Source organism: Priestia veravalensis (genome assembly GCF_001457055.1).
In the GTDB taxonomy this organism is placed as follows: domain Bacteria; phylum Bacillota; class Bacilli; order Bacillales; family Bacillaceae_H; genus Priestia; species Priestia flexa.
On record NZ_KQ758660.1, the window covers coordinates 19,612 to 40,297 of the forward strand.

The window sequence follows — 20,686 nt, forward strand, 5'->3', positions numbered from 1 at the left end:
TCTACTCCTTTAACACCGATTCGATATAAATAGAAGGGTCCATGAGTGTTTCAGCTGCCATTGAAATATAAGGGAATACAACCTCCGCACCTAATCCTAAGAATATTGAGATCGCAAGTAGAATAGCTGATGGATACAGCATTCCTTTTGTAGACCCTTTCTCTTGCTCCTCGGTTAATTTTGGTGCGCGCCAGAAGCAGTTCATAAAAATCTTCATCGCGGAATATAACACCATTAAGCTTGATACAAGCAATACAATAACAAATGTATAGCTCTGTGACTCTAATCCACCTTGGACAAGAAGAAATTTACCAACAAATCCACTTAGCGGAGGTATACCAGCTAGCGAGACAACAGCGACGAAAAACATCCAACCCAATTGAGGGTGACGCTGAATTAATCCGCCCATCTCTTTTAGCTTAGACGTCCCTGTAATAGCAATGATAGCTCCGCCTAGTAAGAACAGTGCGGCTTTAATAATCATATCGTGAATTAAGTAATAAATTGCACCTTCAATTCCTGCCGGTGTTGTTAAGGTGATACCGTATACGATAACACCAACTGCAATGACAATATTATAGATTAAAATCTTATTCATATCGTTATAAGCAATAGCGCCAACTGTACCGATGACAATCGTTAATAGTGCCGTATAGCCAATAAGTTGATGTGTCACCTCAGGCTGATGATAAAAAATCAGCGTGAACGTACGGAAGATAGAATAGATTCCAACTTTCGTTAGTAATGCACCAAAAAGAGCTGTGACAACGGGAGGAGGTGCATTATAGGCGCTTGGTAACCAGAAGTACATTGGGAAAAGAGCGGCTTTTAGACCGAATACAATGAAAAATAAAACCCCAATGGTCGTTAAAATCCCTGGTTGATTTACTTCAGCAACCCTTTGTGATAAGTCCGCCATATTGAGAGTACCAGTAACCGAATACAAGTAAGCTACAGTTATAACAAAAAGAGCGGAGGAAATCACGTTTACTAGTATATATTTAAGTGACTCTCGTAGCTGCGCTCTGGTGCCTCCAATAACAATTAGAGCATATGAAGACATTAACATTACTTCGAAGAAAACGAATAAGTTGAAAATATCTCCAGTTAAAAAGGCGCCAAATACTCCAACCATTAAGAAATGAACGAGTGGATAGAAGTAGAATCGTTCTCGTTTTTCTCCAATGGAGCGAAAAGCAAATAGTATACAGCAAAGTGCAACAATGCTTGCCGTTAATACAAGCAAAGCAGCAAGCATATCAGCTACTAAAATAATTCCAAACGGAGGGTCCCAGTTCCCGAGCTTATGAGTTAGGATACCCTCTTTATATACAAGTTGTACTAAATAAGCTGCAAATCCAGTTGTAGCAATTAACGATATCGTACTGATTATTCGTTGAAGTTTAATATTATCTTTGAAAAATATAAGCACAACACCTACAACAAACGGGATAAGCAGCGGAATGATTACAAAGTTATTCATCATGTTCATGTCCCCTTAACTTGTCCATATCGTCTGTTCCGAGTTCTTGATAAGCTCTGTAAGCTAATACAAGGAAAAAGGAAGTAACACCAAAGCTAATAACAATTGCAGTTAAAATTAATGCTTGAGGTAGGGGGTCAGTATAAGAGGGAGCATTTTCCCCTAACAAAGGTACTGTTCCACCTTTTAATCCACCCATTGTGAGTATTAATAAGTGTGCTCCGTGACTTAGTATACCTGTTCCAATAATAATTCGTAGTAGACTACGAGATAACATTAAATAAACTGCTACTGTGAACAAAATTCCGGCTACAATTGACATTAATATTTCCATTATTCACTCTCTCCAATCGTTTGAATAATGGTCATCGTAACACCAACAACTACTAGATATACACCAAGGTCAAACAACACAACAGTTGCAAGTGCAGTTTTTCCTAGTATAGGAAGGTAAAAATAATCAAATGTGTGTGTGAGGAATGGAACTTTAAAAACAAAAGCTCCAAGTCCCGTTAATAAAGCTAATAATAATCCGGAGGCCGCTACTTTTTTGTGATCAAAAGGAATGACTTTTGATACGGTTTTAATATCAAAAGCCAATAACAATAACACAAGAGCGGAAGCGGTGGTAAGACCGCCTACAAACCCTCCACCTGGTGTGTAATGACCTGCAAAGAAAAGGTGAATGGCAAAAATGATAATGATAAACGTTACGACTTTAGTGGTCGTTTGTAAAATTAAATCGTTCTTTTTCATTATCTATTCTCCTCCTTTGCTAATCTTAATCGAATCATGCTGTAAATTCCGAGTGCAGCAATGCATAGCACAGCTATTTCAAACAGCGTATCAAATCCACGGAAGTCAACGAGAATAACGTTTACCATGTTTTCTCCACCTGCTTCTTTATAACTGTTCTCAATAAAGTATTGTGAAATCGAATCAAATAGTTTTGTACTGCTAGATGCAATACCGACAAGTGTTACTGTAACTCCTACAAGTAAAGCGATAATAAAGTTTGGTAGGTGAAATTTAACTCGTACTTTTTTCGCTTTAAATTCTGGAAGGTGATAGAAGCACAGTAAGAATAGTGCAACAGATACGGTTTCAATTACTAACTGTGTTAAGGCTAAATCAGGCGCTCTAAATAAGACAAAGAACAGAGCTAGGGTGTAACCCACGACGCCTAACGAAATGATAGCTGTTAAGCGTGACTTGGCAAAAACAGTAGTAATGGCTCCAAGGACCATAATTACAGCTAGAATTGCTTCGTAGATTCCAATATCAGCCATGTTAGAGGTATCTACTTTAAATCCACCTTGTGTAAACAAGGTAATTAAAACAGCTGTACCGATAAAGGCAAAGATAATTAAGAGGTAATCACGAATAAAGCCTGTCATCATAAATTTCATGATGCCACTCGAACCTTTTTCCATACCCGCTAATCCATTGTTGTACGCGTTATTTAGCGTAATAGACTCAGGGAACAAGCGATAAACTTTTGTCCACTTATTTAATGTTAAGAATAGTAAGATACCCATAGCGATGACACCAATTGTCATAAATAGCTCGGGCGTAAAGCCATGCCAAAACGTAATGTGAACATGGAACTGCTCACCGGCATCTAATAAACTTGGTGCAATTGAAGCCATGGTTGGTTCAATAATGCTAGATTCTAATATATTTGGGAATAAACCAAAGATAACAACAAGTGAAGCTAAAATAACAGGTGAAATTAGCATACCTATCGGAGCTTCATGTGGCTTTTTCTCTAGCTTCTCAGGTTGATACTTACCAGTAAATGTTTTGAATACCAAAATCATGCTATAAACAAACGTGAATATACTTGCAATCCAAGCAATAACTGGAAACAGCATTCCCCATGTTTCCATGTTATAGATATTCATCTTCGTTACGTTGACCATTCCCGTAAAGAACATTTCTTTACTTAAGAATCCGTTGAAAGGTGGAAGACCAGCCATTGCAAATCCACCAATTACTGTAATTGTGAATGTTACCGGCATAAGAGTCATTAGCCCGCCTAGTTTACGAATATCACGCGTTCCCGTTTCATGGTCTACAATACCAACAACCATAAATAAACTACCTTTAAATGTAGCATGGTTAATAAGATGGAATACAGCTGCCGTAATTGCTACAACATAAATGTTATCGTCTAAAAATTCATAGTGTAACGCTGCACTTCCTACACCAAGTAAAGACATAATCATTCCAAGCTGACTGATTGTTGAGAAAGCTAAGATTCCCTTTAAGTCTGTCTGCTTCACGGCTGAGAAAGACCCCCAGAAAAGGGTTATAACCCCAATGGTTGAGACCAGCGTAAACCACACTGCGTGGTCTGAAAAAACCGGACTTAAGCGTGCAACTAGATAAATACCAGCTTTAACCATTGTTGCAGAGTGCAGATAAGCACTAACTGGTGTTGGTGCTTCCATTGCATCTGGTAGCCAGATGTGGAATGGGAATTGTGCAGATTTTGTAAATGCACCAAGCAAAACAAGAATCATTGCGGGGATAAAGAGTGAACTTGATGTGACAACATCTAAGTTTGCGACAATCTCTCTAATGCTAAATGTACCGCTTGGAATTGATAGTAATACGATTCCTGCTAATAAAGCCAAGCCACCAAAAACCGTGATAAGCATCGACTTTTGAGCTCCATAGCGTGACTTCTCTCGTTGATACCAATAGCCAATAAGTAGGAAAGACGAAAGACTTGTTAGCTCCCAAAAGCTATAAAGAACAATTAGGTTATCAGACAAGACTACTCCAAGCATAGCTCCCATAAACATTAAGAGATACACATAAAAAGTATGAAGTGACTCTTTTGTTTTTGATAGATAGTAGATGGAATACAGGATTACTAGCGTTCCAATTCCTGTAATTAGCAAAGCAAATAATAAGCCCAGTCCATCAATATAAGCATCAAAATTAATCCCTAAGCTAGGTATCCATTTCAATGAATATAAATACGAATTTCCGTTCGCAACTCCGCTTATATACTTCGTAAAGTAAATGAACAGCACAAGCGGCAATGGCAACACAAACCACCCTGTATGAATCTGTTTAAATGATTTATACAGAAGTGGAATAAGAAATGCTAATAAGAATGGTGAGATGATCACCAGATGTAACCAAGACAAAACACAAACCTCCTTGTGACATCCAATAGATTAGATTTTCTATGAATGATTATATAATACTTTAACAGTGCGTGCATCCTTGCTACTCAGTAGTATCAACGTTTTTCACCTGTCTTATTAAATAAATAGAAACTCGTCTACACAACCTCAAAAAAATTTTTTTTTTGAATAAAAACCGTCGATTTTTGTCACCCTAATAGTGAGGTGATAAATGTGTATCTCAGACAAATTATAGCGAGTGGATCAATATTTGGAGTTCTAGTTACTGGAGGATATATGGTGGATAGTCACCTAACTGCTAAAGAACAGCAAAAGTTCAACATGTCTCCAATTCAATATGAACAAATGTCTACATCTGCTGACACTGCCATTATTGAAAGGCCTGTTGAACTCCCGACTTATAAGCCAAGAGAATATGTAAAGATTGGCGCAACCAATTATGTCATTTCTGAAGGGAAATCCATTCTTGAAGAAAATGAATAAATATTAAATAGCGAAGAATTAGAAACGGTTTCAAGAATACGCTCTTTAAACCGTTTTTTATTGTTATGAAAAATCATATTGTGAAAAGCAAAAATCTCCTATTAGAAGGTTGTTTTATGAAAGAGAAAAAGTGTATAGTGAAAAAGAATTTGTAAAAAGACTAGGATAACAACATTTGTATTAATGTCTTTTACTTGAATTCATTGCATCCTTTCGATAAAGTGAAAGGAAAGAACAATTTAATGGAGGAACAGAATATGACACATGTTCGTTTTGATTATTCAAATGCGTTATCTTTCTTTGGTGAGCACGAACTTACATACCTTCGCGATGCTGTTAAAGTAGCGCATCATTCAATTCATGAAAAAACAGGGGCAGGTAACGACTTTCTAGGATGGGTAGACCTACCAACTGACTATGACAAAGAAGAATTTGCTCGTATTCAAAAAAGTGCAGAAAAAATTAAAAGTGATTCAGATGTTTTAATTGTAATTGGGATTGGTGGTTCTTATCTAGGAGCACGTGCTGCAATTGAAATGTTACAACATTCATTCTACAACACGTTATCAAAAGAACAGCGTAAAACGCCACAAGTAATCTTTGCTGGAAATAATATTAGCTCGACATACATGAAAGACTTAATGGATGTATTGCAAGACAAAGATTTCTCTATTAATGTTATTTCAAAATCAGGTACTACTACAGAGCCTGCTATCGCTTTCCGTATTTTCCGTAAATTGTTAGAAGAGAAATATGGTAAGGAAGAAGCGCGTGGTCGTATTTACGCTACAACAGATAAAGCGCGTGGAGCATTAAAAACGCTAGCAGATGAAGAAGGCTATGAAACATTTGTTATTCCTGATGATGTTGGGGGCCGTTATTCTGTGTTAACAGCGGTAGGGCTTTTACCGATTGCAGCTGCTGGTTTAAAAATTGAAGACATGATGAAAGGTGCAGCAGCAGCACAAAATGATTTTGCAGCTTCTGAGCTTGAGCAAAACCCTGCGTACCAATATGCAGTTGCTCGAAACGTCCTTTACAATAAAGGTAAAACAATTGAGATGCTAATTAACTATGAGCCAGCTCTTCAATACTTTGCAGAGTGGTGGAAACAACTGTTTGGTGAAAGTGAAGGAAAAGACCAAAAAGGTATCTATCCTTCTTCAGCGAACTTCTCTACTGATCTTCACTCATTAGGTCAATATGTACAAGAAGGTCGCCGTGACTTATTTGAAACAATTGTGCAAGTAGAAAAGCCACGCCATGAATTAACAATTGAGTCAGATGCAGCAGATTTAGACGGCTTAAACTATTTAGCTGGTGAAACAGTTGATTTTGTAAATAAAAAGGCATTCCAAGGCACGATGCTTGCTCATACTGATGGTGGTGTGCCAAACTTAGTTGTAAGCATTCCAGCTTTAGATGAGTATACCTTTGGTTATTTAGTATACTTCTTCGAGAAAGCTTGTGCGATGAGTGGTTACCTATTAGGTGTTAACCCATTTGATCAGCCTGGTGTAGAAGCATATAAGGTAAATATGTTTGCGCTTCTTGGTAAACCAGGGTTTGAAGAGAAAAAAGCAGAATTAGAAAAACGTTTAAAATAAGATATCAAGTAGAAGTGCGGAATTTGTTTCCGCACTTTTTTTATGGATAATTTATAGTGAAAAGGAGATGTTAACAAAAGAGGAGGCGAGGTAATGATCGAATTAGCTTCAAAATTAGAAGGTGAACTATTTAAGCTATATGTATTAGAGCAGACATTAAAGCCACTGGGATACGTTATAGGAGGGAACTGGGATTACGACCACGGTTTTTTTGATTATAAGATAAATGATGAAGTTGGATACCAGTTTTTACGAATTCCTTTTCAGGCTATGGATGGTCAGCTGGATTCACAAGGAACAACAGTTCAAATTGGAAAGCCCTATTTGCTTTCACACAAATATCAAATTGGGCTAGATGATAATGTTGATGTAGGTAATATTAATGCATCGTTTAATCAATTTGCAGAGCCTCAAGATCCTGATGCACAATTTCCTGATGAATACCTTTCGTTAGGAAAAGAATTGTTAAAAGAGGCAGAAGAAGCGTTACAAAGCTAAAAGAAGGTAGAGGGATTGTTACTCTTTTAGCTTTGTAACAAAAATATTTTCATGCATTAATTGGCTAATCAGTTCATTCGTTTTAATGATTTCATTAATTCCAATTGTTTCTGCATTTCGGATATGCTTTTCAGTTAAAAGCTCAGCAATGAGATAGGCAGAAGGATTGGCGCCTCTAATCGCTACCAGTGTCACAATTGTTTGCATATCAGCTTGTTCTTCTGTTGTATGTTGATCAGCAGTTATTAATACTTTTTTCGCTTTTGAAAGGTTCGCTAATGATAACGTATTAGAATCGGAAGCACTGCCTTTAATGAAGTGTAATCGATCACAAATCATTGGATTTTTCTTTAGGCTACTGTCAATTAAGACAATAACTTCTTCGTGAAAAGCCTTTTTATATTCTTCAATAACCAGTCTAGCTCTTTCATTCCAACCAATAATAATAAGGTGACCTTCGCCTAAAAACTTTAAATTTCCTTCTAGATAGGCATTTTCTTTTGACACGGCAATTGTAGCCAGTGAAACAAAGTAGGTAGTAATAAAACCTGTGCCAATTAAAATTAAAAGCATAGCAATTAGCTTACCTATAACGGTGTCTGGCACAAAATCTCCATAGCCAATTGTTGAAATGGTAATAACTACCCACCAAATCCCATCAAAAATTGTAAAAAAAGTTTGTGGTTCAGCTATGTGCATAATAGTTCCAAATAAAATAACTAAAAACGTAATAATAAATAGTAAACGCGTTATGACAGAGCGTCGGAAAAAGCGAAACAGAAGCCAATCGACCATAAAAAAAACCTCCTAGCATAAGGGTCTAGTTATTAGTATGACCAATTTATGAAAGAGGTATAAGAACTTATCTCGTTTTTACTTCCATATATTCAATCCATTCACCGTCAGGGCCATAAAAGAATAAATATTTTGCTCCGTTAGGCAACGTTACGATTTCTTCGTCTACAAAAGAAACGTTGAGATTCTTTAAACGTGAACGTTCTTCTTCGATATTGTCTACTGTAAGCGCAAAGTGATGAACTTTCCCTTCTGAAGGTAGTGAAGCGTTGTATCCTTCAATTAATTCAACAATGATATTGTTGTCTATTCCTAAGAAAGCTAGCTTCAAGGACGGATCTGTATGTGGAAACGTTTCTAGTAATTCTAACCCAACAATTTCTGTATAAAATGTTATTGACTCTTGAATATTTTTTACCTGAATACCTACGTGCCCAAATCCTAGAATTGCCATAATTATCACCTTTTCTGAATTAGTTTCTGTATAATAGTTTAAATTTTCGGTCAAATACAGTCAAATAAAAAAGCAGCATAATAGCTGCTCCTTTATTATTTATCAATTTCTCGAGAGCGTTCCCAGAAATCTAAATTCTCTAAGCCTTTAACAGAATCTTTGTAGAAAACAGGATCTTTTCCTGCTTTACGCTGAGACAAGTAATCGTTTAAGACTGCAATTGCAACTTTTCCTAGTAAAACAATTGCAATTAGGTTTGTAATTGCCATTAGGGCCATAAATAAGTCTGCAAGTCCCCAAACAACGCCTAAGCTTGCAACTGAACCAAACAATACCATTAAGATAACCCCGAATCGATAAAGGTTTAACCAGATTTTGTTTGATGTTAAAAATTCAATGTTTGTTTCTCCATAATAATAGTTAGCTACTAACGAGCTAAATGCAAACATAAATAAAATGATAGCAATGAATTGAACAGCCCATCCACCAATATGTGTACTTAACGCAACTTGAGTCAATTGAATTCCTTCAAGTCCAGGCGTTGCATACGCACCAGATAATAACACGATAAATGCAGTACAACTACAGATGATTAGCGTATCGTTAAAGACGGCCAGAGCTTGAATGAAACCTTGCTTAGCTGGGTGACTGACAGATGCCGCTGCGGCTGCGTTAGGTGCACTACCCATACCAGCTTCGTTGGAGAATAATCCGCGTTTGATACCATTCATGATGGCAGCACCGATGGCACCGGCAAATGCTTCTTCAAATCCAAAAGCGCTTTTTATAATTAATGCGATCATATGTGGAATTTCTGTAATATTAATAGCTAAAACAACTAATGCTAATCCAATATATACAACTGCCATTACTACTACAATTAACTCTGATGCTTTGGCTACTCGTTTAATACCACCAAAAATGAGAACACCTACAATGGCTGTAACAACAACACCAACAATGAAGCGATTAACGCCAAAAGCTTCTTCAAAAGCAAGTGAAATAGTATTAGCTTGTACAGAGTTAAATACTAATCCGAATGAGATTGTAATTAAGATGGAAAATAAAACACCCATCCAGCGTTTGTTTAAACCTTTTTCCATGTAGTAAGCAGGACCACCACGAAAACCGTCTTTGTCTTTTACTTTATATACTTGAGCAAGGGTGCTTTCAATAAAAGCTGATGCTGATCCAACTAAAGCAACAACCCACATCCAAAACACTGCTCCAGGGCCCCCAAGAGCAATTGCAGAAGCAACACCAGCAAGGTTCCCAGTACCTACACGAGCTGCTGTACTAATAGCAAAAGCTTGAAAGGAGGTAATTCCTTTTTTATCGCTTCCGTCTGTTTTAGCGCCTTCACCTAACAAGCGAACCATTTCTTTGAACTGACTAAACTGAACGAATTTTGTACGAATTGTAAAATATAATCCAACTAATAAAAGAAGCGCAATTAATATATAAGTCCATAAAAAATTATTGGCTTCATCCACAAAGCTGCTGAATAGAGTCGATATGGTTTCCATCCTAAAAGTTCTCTCCCTTAATTAACGATTAACCTTAGCTGTTCATAAAAAGAGTCATTTTAATGATGCTTTTTTAAAATGTGTAAGGTTTTCTGACATTAGTGATTATAGCGCGTTAGATGTATAAAAGGCAACCTGTAATAAGTTTTTTTTATCGTGTAATCTCTTTTTTTATAACTATAAGATATGATGTCAGACAGTTGTAGTCGCTTACAGGATGTTTTTGCTGGAATGGATTGGATATAAGCTACCTTCTAAAGCAAAAGATATTCGACCGCTTTCTTCTGATACAACTAAAATAAGTGCGTCGCACTGTTCAGACATACCAAGAGCTGCACGGTGGCGTGTTCCAAGCTTCTTTTGCAGTACTTTTGTGGACAGTGGTAAAACATTAGCAGCCGAAATAATTTGATTGTTTCTAATCACAATGGCACCATCATGTAATGGATTTCCAGGATAAAAAACTGTTTCAACGAGCGTAGACGTAACTGGAGCGTGAATAGGAATTCCTTTTTGAATTAAGTGCTCCACTGAGTCATTTCTCTCAATAACCATTAAAGCTCCATGATGTTTCTCAGATAAACTATGTATCGCGAGTGAAAGAGCTGCGTATTCGTGGGTGTAAGGAGACAAGTAATGTCTTAAATAATAGGATGCAGCTGTGGACTGTACGCTTTGAAATAATTTTCTTAAGTCTTCAAAATCACATAAAACACAGTGGTCACTGCTTTCTAGATGTTGCTGAATTTTGGTTGCTTCCGCTGCTATTTGACTTAAATGATTGTGTAAACTTTGTTTAATTACATCATCTAATTGAAAAGAGTGACTTTCCATCATTGAACATAGCTCCAATCTAAAATAATTATTATGTTTTAATGTGTACGAAAGACATAAATCTATACTATAACGGTGTGAATTAAGAGTGACGCCCAAAAAAATTGCTCATATAATGAAAAAATAATAGATATTTCTGTTAATTTAAAGTATAGTTTTCTTATCGGATAAATTATTTTTGCTGTTGACAAATATTCTAAATATGCTAAAATTTTTAAAAAATACTTATCCAGAGTGGTGGAGGGAACTGGCCCTTTGAAACCCAGCAACCTGCATGTTGTGCAAGGTGCTAACTCCAACAAAATGATTTTCATTTTGAAAGATAAGGTGAATTTGTTGCCTAATCAGTCTTTCAGATGTGGAAGACTTTTTATTTTTCATGAAAAAACAGAAGCCTGTTGAATATATTGTTAACAAATAAGGAGGGACTGTGATGGCACAAAACTCTGACTTAAATTCTGTTTTTGCAAGCGTAGAAAAAATGTTAAGCGACATGAAGTTTGGCTCAATCACGCTTGTGGTTCAAGATGGGAAAGTAGTTCAACTCGAGAAAAATGAAAAAATAAGAATTAAATAAATAGCTGACTAGACAAACTAGAGGCGGTTTTATCCTTCATTATGGGGGTAAAACCGTCTTTTTTGATTGGATAACAAAGTATTGGAGTGAAAATCATGAGTGTATATACGTATGAAAATTGGCCAAATCAATTTCCGACTTTTGATGAGCAAGATGAAACAAAGGGAGCTTTAAAGGCATTAGAGTGGGCATATAACCATTATGGTGATTCTCTTATTTACGCATCTAGCTTTGGAATTGAAGGAATTGTATTAATTGATTTAATTTCAAAAGTGAAAAAAGATGCTCACATTGTTTTTTTAGACACAGGTGTTCATTTTAAAGAGACGTACGAAGTCATTGAAGCAATTAAAGAGAGGTTTCCAGATTTACGTATCCAAATGAAAAAGCCTAACCTATCGCTAAAAGAGCAAGCTGAAAAGCATGGAGATGAACTTTGGAAAACTGAGCCTAACCTATGCTGTCAAATTCGCAAGATTATTCCTTTAAAAGAATCACTTGCTCCGTATGATGCTTGGATTTCAGGGTTAAGAAGAGAACAATCTGAATCAAGAAGTAAAACAGAGTTTTTTAATAAGGACGAGAAATTCAAAAAGATTAAAGTTTGCCCATTAATTCATTGGTCTTGGAAAGAAATTTGGCGATATGTATATAAGCATAACTTGCCGTATAACAAACTTCACGATCAAGGGTATCCAAGCATTGGATGTGAGCCCTGTACGCTACCTGCCTATAACATGGAAGATTTACGATCTGGAAGATGGGCAGGTACTAAGAAAGTGGAATGTGGCTTACATGAATCTTAAATGAAAGAGCTGAAAATTTATGCTTGTTTACATTGCTTTTGCAATCGCCCTCTTTTTTGCGATGAATATTGGCGCAAGTGGTGCAGCTGCTGCTATGGGAGTCTCTTACGGTTCAGGTGCCATTAAGCATCGCAAAGTGGCATTAGTTATATGTGCACTAGGTATTTTACTAGGTGCTGTTATCGGTGGAGGAGAAGTTGTTAAAACCATTGGTTCTGGTATTATCCCAGAAAGTATTCTAACGGTGGAGCTAGTTATCATTATTTTAGCTTCTGCCACTCTATCATTATTCTTTGCTAATTTAATTGGAATACCACTATCAACTAGTGAAGTGACAGTAGGATCAGTTGTAGGTGTTGGGATTGCCTATCAATCTGTTTATATACAAAAGCTATTAATTGTTATGAGCTTTTGGGTTATTGTACCGATTATTTCGTTTGTAATTGCCTTTGTATGTGGGTGGTTATTAAAAAAGAAAAAAACGCCTACTCAGCAAAAGTGGAAAAAGCCACTTGCAGTTTTAGTAATAGCTACCGGTTTTTTTGAAGCTTTTTCAGCCGGTATGAACAACGTAGCAAACGCCGTAGGCCCGCTTGTTGGAGCTGGTATGATCAGTACATCAACTGGCGTTATAGCAGGTGGGTTAGCCGTTGCGGTTGGTGCATTACTTTTAGGAGATCGAGTAATTGAGACAAATGGGAAGAAAATCACGGATTTCACGGTGGGTGAAGGGTGTATTATTTCTGGAACAGGTGCGTCGCTTGTTACCGCAGCTTCTGTATTTGGACTCCCTGTCCCTTTAACGCAGGTTACAACATCTTCTATCATTGGAATAGGGGCAGCTAAATCTGGTTTTACATCTGATCAAAGACAGGTCATTGTTCAGATGTTAAAGGTATGGGTTGTATCGCCGGTTTTTTCTCTCGTTATCTCTTACGGTTTAGTGAAATTAGTGGTTGAAACAGATTTTTATGCGTTTGTGGTATTGATAAGCGGTTGTATTGCAACTTATGGCATTCTTAGTTTAATTAAAACAACAAAACAAAAACAAGAAAACCAAAAGATGACTGCTTAAAGATAAATATTAGTTATTCATTGAGGAGGAGTTTAGAATGAGTTCGATTCAAGCACATGGTGGAGAGTTAGTTAATTTATATCAACCTGATTATGATTATACAGGTGTTACGAAAGAGATTGAATTAGATAATATTGCATTAAGTGATTTAGAGTTAATTGGAATTGGTGGATACAGCCCTATTACAGGCTTCTTAGGACAGCGTGATTATGAAGCTGTTGTGGAAGGAATGAGGTTAGCTGACGGGACAGTATGGAGTATTCCAATTACTCTTCCTGTTACAGAAGAAAAAGCACATGAGCTACAAGTAGGAGATCAAGTTAAGCTTGTTCAAGATGGTGTGGTTTACGGTGTTTTAACAGTATCTGAGACGTATAAGCCTAATAAGGAAAAAGAAGCAGAGCATGTTTACCGTACGGCAGAGCTAGCTCATCCGGGAGTGCGTAAATTATTTGAACGTCCAAATGTATATGTGGCAGGTTCAATTGTACTTGTAAATCGTACGCAAAAAGATAAATTTGAAACATATTATTTAGATCCAGCACAAACAAGAGAGGTTTTTAAAGAACGTAACTGGAAGAAAGTTGTAGGTTTTCAAACTCGTAATCCTGTTCATCGTGCTCATGAATACATTCAAAAATCAGCTTTAGAAATTGTTGATGGATTGTTTCTAAATCCACTTGTAGGAGAAACAAAATCTGATGATATTCCAGCGGATATTCGTATGGAAAGCTATGAGGTATTGTTGAAAAACTATTATCCAAAAAATCGCGTATTCTTAGCTGTTTTCCCAGCAGCAATGAGATATGCTGGTCCTCGAGAAGCTATCTTCCATGCATTAGTACGCAAAAACTTTGGATGCACGCATTTTATTGTAGGTCGCGATCATGCTGGTGTAGGTGACTACTATGGCACATACGATGCGCAGCTAATCTTTAATAACTTTACAGAAGATGAACTTGGTATTACGCCATTATTCTTTGAACACAGCTTCTACTGCAAGAAGTGTGAAGGAATGGCTTCAACTAAAACATGTCCACATGAAAAAGAAGACCATGTCATTTTATCAGGAACAAAAGTACGTGAAATGCTTCGAAATGGTGAAGTTCCACCAAGTACGTTTAGCCGAAAAGAAGTAATTGAAGTGTTAATAAAAGGATTACAGCAAACAGTAACTTCAAATTAAGGGGCGGTTGAATTGAGTAAATCAACAAATATTACATGGCACGAATCAGGCATTAATAAAGAAGCAAGAAGACAACAAAACGGACATTATAGCTTTGTATTATGGTTTACTGGTTTATCGGGTTCAGGCAAGTCAACCGTTGCAAACGCAGTAGCACAAGCATTGTTTGAAAAAAACATTCGCAACTATGTATTAGATGGGGATAATATTCGCTTTGGTTTAAATAAAAATTTAGGCTTTTCTGCTGAAGATCGTACTGAGAACATTCGTCGTATCGGAGAAGTTTCGAAGCTGTTTGTTGACAGTGGGCAAGTTGTCTTAACAGCCTTTATTTCACCATTTAAAGAAGATCGTACGCAGGTAAGAGAGCTATTAGAAGCGGATGAATTTGTAGAAGTTTACGTAGAGTGCCCGCTTGAAGAGTGTGAAAAACGAGATCCAAAAGGGCTTTACAAGAAAGCGAGAAGTGGTGAAATTCGTGACTTTACAGGTATCGATTCACCTTATGAAGCTCCAGAAAATGCTGAACTGGTCGTAAATACATTTAATCAAACTGTTGAAGAGTGTGTTGAAACAGTTTTAGCATACTTAACAAATAAAAAATTTATTTAAAAGATATAAATAAAGGCCCTCACATCGCAAGAGCAAAGCTGTGCTTTGCATCGTGAGGGCCTTTGCTTTATTCATCAATAAGAGTAGATTAATAATATTGAGAGGGTGAAATAGAAAAATGGGGAAGGTGTATTTGGTAGGGGCAGGTCCAGGAGATCCAGAGTTAGTTACGGTTAAAGCAATAAAAGCTATTCAAAAAGCAGATGTAATTTTATATGATCGCTTGGTGAATAAAGAGTTATTAGAGTATGCTAAAGCAGAAGTGAATATCATTTACTGTGGTAAGTTGCCTAATTATCACACGTTGAAACAAGAAACAATTAATAGCTTTCTAGTGAAGTTTGCTAAAAAAGGTAAAGTTGTCGTGCGCTTAAAAGGGGGAGACCCTTTTGTATTTGGACGAGGAGGGGAAGAGGCAGAAGCTCTTGTAGAGAATAATATTGACTTTGAGATTATTCCTGGGGTTACATCGGGAATTGCTGCAGCTTCATATGCGGGAATACCTGTTACACATCGTGACTATAGTGCAAGTGTAGCTTTTATAACAGGGCATCGTCAAGACGAGCCTCGTAAAGCCATTAAGTGGGAGCAGTTAACAACAGCTGTTGATACATTGGTGATTTACATGGGTGTTAAAAACCTACCTTATATTTGTGAATCGCTTATGGAGCACGGAAAATCAAAAGATACGCCTATTGCACTCGTTAATTGGGGAACGTATGCTGAACAGCAGCGCACGGTTAGTGGTACGCTAGATACAATTGTTAATATCGTAAACAAAGAGAAGGTAGGAAATCCAAGTATAATTATTGTAGGCGAGGTTGTTCGCTTTCATGAAAAGCTAAATTGGTTTGAAAAATTAGCTTTTACACAATATGCTTGTGTTGAAGAGGCTTAGTAAAGAGGTGAATGGTATGGATGCAGTATTGTATATTTGTCACGGTAGCCGAGTAAAAAAGGGCTGTGATCAAGCCATTGAATTTATTGAAAGAAGTAAATCGAAGATTGATGTTCCCATTCAAGAAGTATGTTTTCTCGAATTAGCAGAACCTACAATTGAACAAGGTTTTAAGAGGTGTGTGGAGCAAGGAGCTACTAGAATCGCAATTGTCCCTATCTTATTGTTAACAGCTGGTCATGCTAAAGTAGATATTCCGGAAGAAATAAACAAAGTTTATCAACACTATCCACATATCAAAGTTGTTTATGGTACCCCGTTTGGTGTTGACAATCAAATTGTGGATATCTTGATAGAGAGAATTAAGGAGACTGAAGCTACCATTAAAAAAGACGCAATGGTACTATTAGTAGGTCGTGGAAGTAGTGATCCTGAAGTCAAAAAGGATTTTCATGAAATTGCTCAACGCTTGGCACATAAAGGTGGGTTTCAGCATGTAGATACTTGTTATTTGGCTGCCACAACACCAAAGCTTTTAGATGGCTTAAAACAGGCAAGTGAATCAAACTATTCACAAGTGTTTGTGTTGCCATATCTCTTATTTACAGGGATTTTGATGAACGAAATTCGAACAGAGTTAAAAAAATGGAATAAAGCTGAACAAGAGTTTATCTTAGCAAATTATTTAGGCTACCATGATAGGTTAAGTAATATCTTACAAAATCAAGTGAACAAATTATTAAACAGTCAAGGCAATGAATATGATGTTTACCGTTACTCTTAATTTAGAAGGTAAAACCATTTTAATTGTTGGCGGAGGAAAAGTAGCGGTTAGGCGTATACGCAAGCTGTTGGAACATAAAGCAGAGATCATAGTTGTTTCTCCACATGTGGATGATGAAATTCATGAATGGGACAAGCAAGGGAAAATAAAGGTGAAAAAGCGCTGCTTAGAAAAGAAAGACTTAGCTCACGTATTTCTTGTTGTAGTAGCTACTAATCAACTTGACGCTTTAGATATAGTAGAGAAAGAAAAGAGTGAACATCAGCTTATTAATATGGCTAGTGCTCACACAAAAGGAAATGTCTATATACCTGCGAGCTTTTCAAGAGGAGATCTATCAGTTGCCGTATCCACAAATGGTGCAAGTCCTTTGTTGACAAAGAAGCTTATTAGTGAGTTAAAGGTTCAGTTTGACGATAGTTATACACAATACACGTCTTTTTTAAAGCAGTGTAGAGAAATTATTCACAGCATGAATCTACCACATGTGGAAAAGTATAAGTTATTAACAGAAGCGACAGAGGAGGAGCTTCGATTATCAGAAAGATCCCAGGAACAATTTTTAAAGAAATTAAAAAATGTCTAAAAGGCATTATAGCCTTTTAGACATTTTCAATTTCAATGCTTCGAATGCCTGAAATCTTCTGTATTTCGTAATAAACTTCAGTGGTAGGGCGTTTTTGGTGAACGGACACCTTCATTCGAATATATAGTTGCCCCGTATCTAAATCTTTAATACGGATATTCTTTATTGTAATATCTTTTTCTTTAATGCTAGCTGTTGTCTCAACAATATTATGTTTATTAGCAAGTTTCAGTTGAAGGATAAGCTCTTTTTCACGTAGCTGTTTTGGTCCGAAAACCGTAATTAAAAATGGAAGCAGTTCGACGCTAATAATGAGCAAAATAACCCCTATAAATGCTTCCGTATAAAAGCCAGCTCCTACAGCGATACCTATACCAGCAGCTCCCCATATAATGGCAGCCGTTGTTAACCCCGAGATACTGTCATTTTCTTTGCGTAAAATAACTCCCGCACCAAGAAATCCAATACCAGATACAATTTGCGCTGCTAAACGCAGTGGATCCATAGTAATGTTATCACCATCGTTAAAAATGTGAGAGGACTCAATTGAGACAATGGTTAATAAGCAGCTAATAATTGAAATGACAAGTGACGTCTTTAAGCCTACAGGCTTACGCTTTAATTCTCTCTCCAATCCGATAATAAGTCCTAATAGAGCAGATATGCCAAGTTTCAATAACATTTGATGATCCATCTAATTCACCTATTTCACTAAACTGTGTTGTTTTATATCTGTATGATAAAATCAGGACAGATATGTATAGTTAGTATAGTAAACCATTTTTAGTGTTTAGAGATGAAAAATATCATTTTTTATGAAAAATTTTGAAGTTGTTCTCGTAGTTTATATTTTTGGATTTTTCCAGATGCGGTCATCGGAAATGCTTCTACGAAATAGATAGACTCAGGTATTTTAAAGTGTGAAAGTTTGTTTTTGCAATACTCTTTAATTTCAGATGCTGTTGCTTCTACACCTGGCTTTAATTTAATGCAAGCCACCACTGTTTCTCCGTAATGTTTATCGGGAACACCAATCACTTGAATATCTTCAATTTTTGGATGAAGGTATAAAAATTCTTCGATTTCGCGAGGATAGATATTTTCCCCGCCTCTAATAATCATATCTTTTAAGCGACCGGTAATTTTAATATATCCCTCATTATCAATGACGGCTAAATCACCAGTATGAAGCCACCCATCAGAGTCAATGGCCCTGGCTGTTTCTTCAGGCATTTTGTAATATCCCTTCATGATTAAGTAGCCTTTTGCGCAAAGTTCCCCTTGAACACCTATTGGTAATACGTGTCCGTTTATCGGATCGATGATTTTGACCTGTACGTGAGGATGAGATTTTCCAACGGTTGTTACCCGTCTTTCTAGGGAGTCGGTAGTTGTTGTTTGAGTAATAACAGGTGAGCTTTCAGTTTGTCCATAGGCAATGGTGATTTCGTTAATTCCCATGTCATTCATTACGCGTTTCATTACTTCGGTAGGACAATTCGATCCAGCCATAATTCCCGTTCGTAAACTTGATAAATCGTAATCATGGAAATTTGGAAGATTTAGTTCAGCAATAAACATAGTGGGTACGCCGTGTAAAGCAGTGCACTTTTCTTTTTCAACAGTTTCAAGTACAACGGTAGGATTGAATTCAACGATGGGCACCATGGTCGCTCCAACACATACGGATGCTAATAATCCCATAACACAACCAAAACAATGAAAGAAAGGTACAGGGATACAAAGTTTGTCTTGGTGAGATAGCTTCATTGCATTAGCTACTAAAAGAGCGTTATTTACTATATTATTGTGACTAAGCATAACGCCTTTGGGAAACCCGGTAGTGCCAGAAGTATATTGCATGTTAATTACTTCTTCAGGGTATACATTTTGTTCAGCGAGAGTTAGTGCTTCATCTGAAATGTTCATACTATATAGTAGAAATTGATTCCAATTCATTTTTTGGTTTTTATTATCGATACTAATTAGATGTTGTAGTCTCGGAAGTTTATGGACAATAGATGCAATGATTGATGAATATGAAGTCGTTTTAAAGGAATCAATATAGAAAAGGGCAGTTGTATCTGAATGATTTAAAAGATATTCTACTTCGGCTTCTTGATAACTTGTATTTACTGTAACTAGTACGGCACCAATTCGAGCAGAAGCGAGTTGAAGTAAAATCCATTCCAAGCGATTGGTAGACCAAACTGCAATATGGTCTCCTTTTTTAATTCCTAATCCTAGTAGAGCTTTTGCAACTTTTCCCGTTTCATTATACAATTCGTTATACGTATAGTGAATATTCTCTTGAGAGTAAATAGTGGCTGGGTGATTTTTAAATGCAGTGCTTGTTTCTTTTAATAATTGGCCAATTGTTAAATTCTTTAGCATCAATCTTAGTTCCCCCCTACTTAGTGATTGCGCTTTCATTTAATATTGTACCAGCACTCTCTTTATGTTTCATAAAAAAACTTCGACAACCTGTCAGAGGGAATTTGTCGAAGCATAAAGAAATTTGTTAATAGAGTAATTGATAAAAGTAAGAAGTTAAAAGTGTAAAAAACAAACTTAAGGACGATAGAAAAACGAAAGGAATTCCTTTTACCTTTCCTTCAGAGTTCATTAAGCGCAAAGATTCGAAATATGCTTGAGAAATTAAAAAGATGGACATAATAAAGGATACGTACAGAGCGATTGAAATCCATAGGTTCATGACATCAACTTCCTATCTATTCAATGTTATTACTAGAAGATATGTGAGAATGAAAAGTTCTATTCCTATAAAAGGTCAGTCATCTAGTAAAATGATTTTTTTACTATAGTTAATTTTTTAAAAAAATATCAAAAAAGCAGTTGCTATATAAATAAAATAATGATATATTATTAAATGTCGCTGAGATAACACAGCAGACACGCTGAAAAAAAGCGGAAAATTATTTTAAAAAAGTTATTGACTTTACGGTAGTAACTTGGTAATATTAAAAAGTCGCTTCCGAGCGACGTTGAACTTTGAAAACTGAACAAAGCGACAAACGTCAACGTTAATTTTTTAAACTTTTATGAGCAAGTCAAACATTTCTTCGGAGAGTTTGATCCTGGCTCAGGATGAACGCTGGCGGCGTGCCTAATACATGCAAGTCGAGCGAACTGATTAGAAGCTTGCTTCTATGACGTTAGCGGCGGACGGGTGAGTAACACGTGGGCAACCTGCCTGTAAGACTGGGATAACTCCGGGAAACCGGAGCTAATACCGGATAACATTTTCTCTTGCATAAGAGAAAATTGAAAGATGGTTTCGGCTATCACTTACAGATGGGC

21 protein-coding genes, 1 rRNA gene and 1 riboswitch are annotated in these 20,686 nt (G+C 36.6%); of the genes, 12 read left to right on the forward strand and 10 right to left on the reverse strand.

What is annotated here, in order from left to right:
- Position 1 precedes the first annotated feature (1 nt).
- From AS180_RS13445 to AS180_RS13460, 4 genes are read right to left on the reverse strand one after another with little or no spacing between them, the layout of a single operon-like run.
- On the reverse strand, positions 2-1,486 hold the full coding sequence (locus AS180_RS13445; protein WP_035320080.1) for a Na+/H+ antiporter subunit D: 1,485 nt from the start codon (positions 1,484-1,486) through the stop codon (positions 2-4).
- Positions 1,476-1,817: a Na(+)/H(+) antiporter subunit C gene (locus tag AS180_RS13450; protein ID WP_025908084.1), complete on the reverse strand. Its 342-nt coding sequence runs from the start codon at positions 1,815-1,817 to the stop codon at positions 1,476-1,478. The genes AS180_RS13445 and AS180_RS13450 overlap by 11 nt, the downstream gene beginning before the upstream one ends.
- Positions 1,817-2,239 (reverse strand): Na(+)/H(+) antiporter subunit B, encoded by a 423-nt coding sequence (locus tag AS180_RS13455; RefSeq protein WP_025908085.1) that lies wholly within the window; start codon positions 2,237-2,239, stop codon positions 1,817-1,819. Before AS180_RS13455 ends, AS180_RS13450 begins: the two co-directional genes overlap by 1 nt.
- Positions 2,239-4,644 (reverse strand): Na+/H+ antiporter subunit A, encoded by a 2,406-nt coding sequence (locus AS180_RS13460; protein WP_062686934.1) that lies wholly within the window; start codon positions 4,642-4,644, stop codon positions 2,239-2,241. Before AS180_RS13460 ends, AS180_RS13455 begins: the two co-directional genes overlap by 1 nt.
- A gap of 276 nt (positions 4,645-4,920) precedes the next feature.
- On the opposite strand from AS180_RS13460, the gene AS180_RS13465 reads away from it, so the two are divergent.
- The 3 genes from AS180_RS13465 (at position 4,921) to AS180_RS13475 (ending at position 7,232) form a co-directional block, all read left to right on the forward strand.
- Positions 4,921-5,127, forward strand: a complete 207-nt coding sequence (locus AS180_RS13465) for a hypothetical protein (RefSeq protein ID WP_152545157.1) — start codon at positions 4,921-4,923, stop codon at positions 5,125-5,127.
- Positions 5,128-5,384: 257 nt separating this feature from the next.
- On the forward strand, positions 5,385-6,734 hold the full coding sequence (locus AS180_RS13470) for a glucose-6-phosphate isomerase (protein ID WP_025908088.1): 1,350 nt from the start codon (positions 5,385-5,387) through the stop codon (positions 6,732-6,734).
- 93 nt (positions 6,735-6,827) lie between these two features.
- Positions 6,828-7,232 carry a YugN-like family protein gene (locus AS180_RS13475; RefSeq protein ID WP_025908089.1) on the forward strand — a complete coding sequence of 135 codons (405 nt, stop codon included), beginning with the start codon at positions 6,828-6,830 and terminating at the stop codon, positions 7,230-7,232.
- Positions 7,233-7,250: 18 nt separating this feature from the next.
- Here AS180_RS13475 and AS180_RS13480 read toward each other — a convergent pair whose 3' ends face one another.
- The 4 genes from AS180_RS13480 to cdaS all read right to left on the reverse strand — a co-directional run bounded on the left by AS180_RS13480 (position 7,251) and on the right by cdaS (position 10,841).
- On the reverse strand, positions 7,251-8,027 hold the full coding sequence (locus AS180_RS13480; RefSeq protein ID WP_025908090.1) for an ion channel: 777 nt from the start codon (positions 8,025-8,027) through the stop codon (positions 7,251-7,253).
- Positions 8,028-8,094: 67 nt separating this feature from the next.
- Complete coding sequence (locus AS180_RS13485) at positions 8,095-8,481, reverse strand: VOC family protein (protein ID WP_025908091.1); 387 nt, start codon at positions 8,479-8,481, stop codon at positions 8,095-8,097.
- A gap of 95 nt (positions 8,482-8,576) precedes the next feature.
- A complete protein-coding gene (locus AS180_RS13490) occupies positions 8,577-10,007 on the reverse strand; it encodes an alanine/glycine:cation symporter family protein (RefSeq protein ID WP_025908092.1) in 1,431 nt (476 codons plus the stop codon).
- Between the two features lie 210 nt (positions 10,008-10,217).
- Positions 10,218-10,841, reverse strand: a complete 624-nt coding sequence (gene cdaS, locus AS180_RS13495) for a sporulation-specific diadenylate cyclase CdaS (RefSeq protein WP_025908093.1) — start codon at positions 10,839-10,841, stop codon at positions 10,218-10,220.
- Between the two features lie 222 nt (positions 10,842-11,063).
- Positions 11,064-11,170: riboswitch (SAM riboswitch) on the forward strand.
- A gap of 104 nt (positions 11,171-11,274) precedes the next feature.
- On the opposite strand from cdaS, the gene AS180_RS21725 reads away from it, so the two are divergent.
- From AS180_RS21725 to AS180_RS13530, 8 genes are all read left to right on the forward strand, one after another.
- Positions 11,275-11,418: a YezD family protein gene (locus tag AS180_RS21725; RefSeq protein ID WP_064484039.1), complete on the forward strand. Its 144-nt coding sequence runs from the start codon at positions 11,275-11,277 to the stop codon at positions 11,416-11,418.
- A 95-nt stretch (positions 11,419-11,513) separates the two neighbouring features.
- Positions 11,514-12,224 carry a phosphoadenylyl-sulfate reductase gene (locus AS180_RS13500; RefSeq protein ID WP_025908094.1) on the forward strand — a complete coding sequence of 237 codons (711 nt, stop codon included), beginning with the start codon at positions 11,514-11,516 and terminating at the stop codon, positions 12,222-12,224.
- Between the two features lie 19 nt (positions 12,225-12,243).
- Positions 12,244-13,299 carry an inorganic phosphate transporter gene (locus AS180_RS13505; RefSeq protein WP_025908095.1) on the forward strand — a complete coding sequence of 352 codons (1,056 nt, stop codon included), beginning with the start codon at positions 12,244-12,246 and terminating at the stop codon, positions 13,297-13,299.
- Between the two features lie 37 nt (positions 13,300-13,336).
- Complete coding sequence (gene sat / locus AS180_RS13510; RefSeq protein WP_025908096.1) at positions 13,337-14,485, forward strand: sulfate adenylyltransferase; 1,149 nt, start codon at positions 13,337-13,339, stop codon at positions 14,483-14,485.
- Between the two features lie 12 nt (positions 14,486-14,497).
- Positions 14,498-15,097: an adenylyl-sulfate kinase gene (gene cysC / locus AS180_RS13515; protein ID WP_025908097.1), complete on the forward strand. Its 600-nt coding sequence runs from the start codon at positions 14,498-14,500 to the stop codon at positions 15,095-15,097.
- Positions 15,098-15,215: 118 nt separating this feature from the next.
- Entirely contained in the window at positions 15,216-15,995 is a 780-nt protein-coding gene (gene cobA, locus AS180_RS13520; protein ID WP_025908098.1) for a uroporphyrinogen-III C-methyltransferase, read from the forward strand.
- Positions 15,996-16,011: 16 nt separating this feature from the next.
- The gene (locus AS180_RS13525) at positions 16,012-16,779 is read left to right on the forward strand and encodes a sirohydrochlorin chelatase (protein ID WP_025908099.1); all 768 of its coding nucleotides are present in this window, start codon (positions 16,012-16,014) and stop codon (positions 16,777-16,779) included.
- Complete coding sequence (locus tag AS180_RS13530) at positions 16,751-17,365, forward strand: NAD(P)-dependent oxidoreductase (protein WP_081801806.1); 615 nt, start codon at positions 16,751-16,753, stop codon at positions 17,363-17,365. Before AS180_RS13525 ends, AS180_RS13530 begins: the two co-directional genes overlap by 29 nt.
- A 16-nt stretch (positions 17,366-17,381) precedes the next feature.
- Here the strand turns inward: AS180_RS13530 and AS180_RS13535 are convergent, their stop codons facing one another.
- Together AS180_RS13535 and AS180_RS13540 are read right to left on the reverse strand one after the other, a co-directional pair.
- On the reverse strand, positions 17,382-18,059 hold the full coding sequence (locus AS180_RS13535) for an MgtC/SapB family protein (protein ID WP_025908101.1): 678 nt from the start codon (positions 18,057-18,059) through the stop codon (positions 17,382-17,384).
- Positions 18,060-18,178: 119 nt separating this feature from the next.
- Positions 18,179-19,759, reverse strand: a complete 1,581-nt coding sequence (locus AS180_RS13540; protein WP_062686935.1) for an AMP-binding protein — start codon at positions 19,757-19,759, stop codon at positions 18,179-18,181.
- Positions 19,760-20,445: 686 nt separating this feature from the next.
- On the opposite strand from AS180_RS13540, the gene AS180_RS13550 reads away from it, so the two are divergent.
- Positions 20,446-20,686: ribosomal RNA gene (locus tag AS180_RS13550) — 16S ribosomal RNA — on the forward strand; the annotation flags it as partial.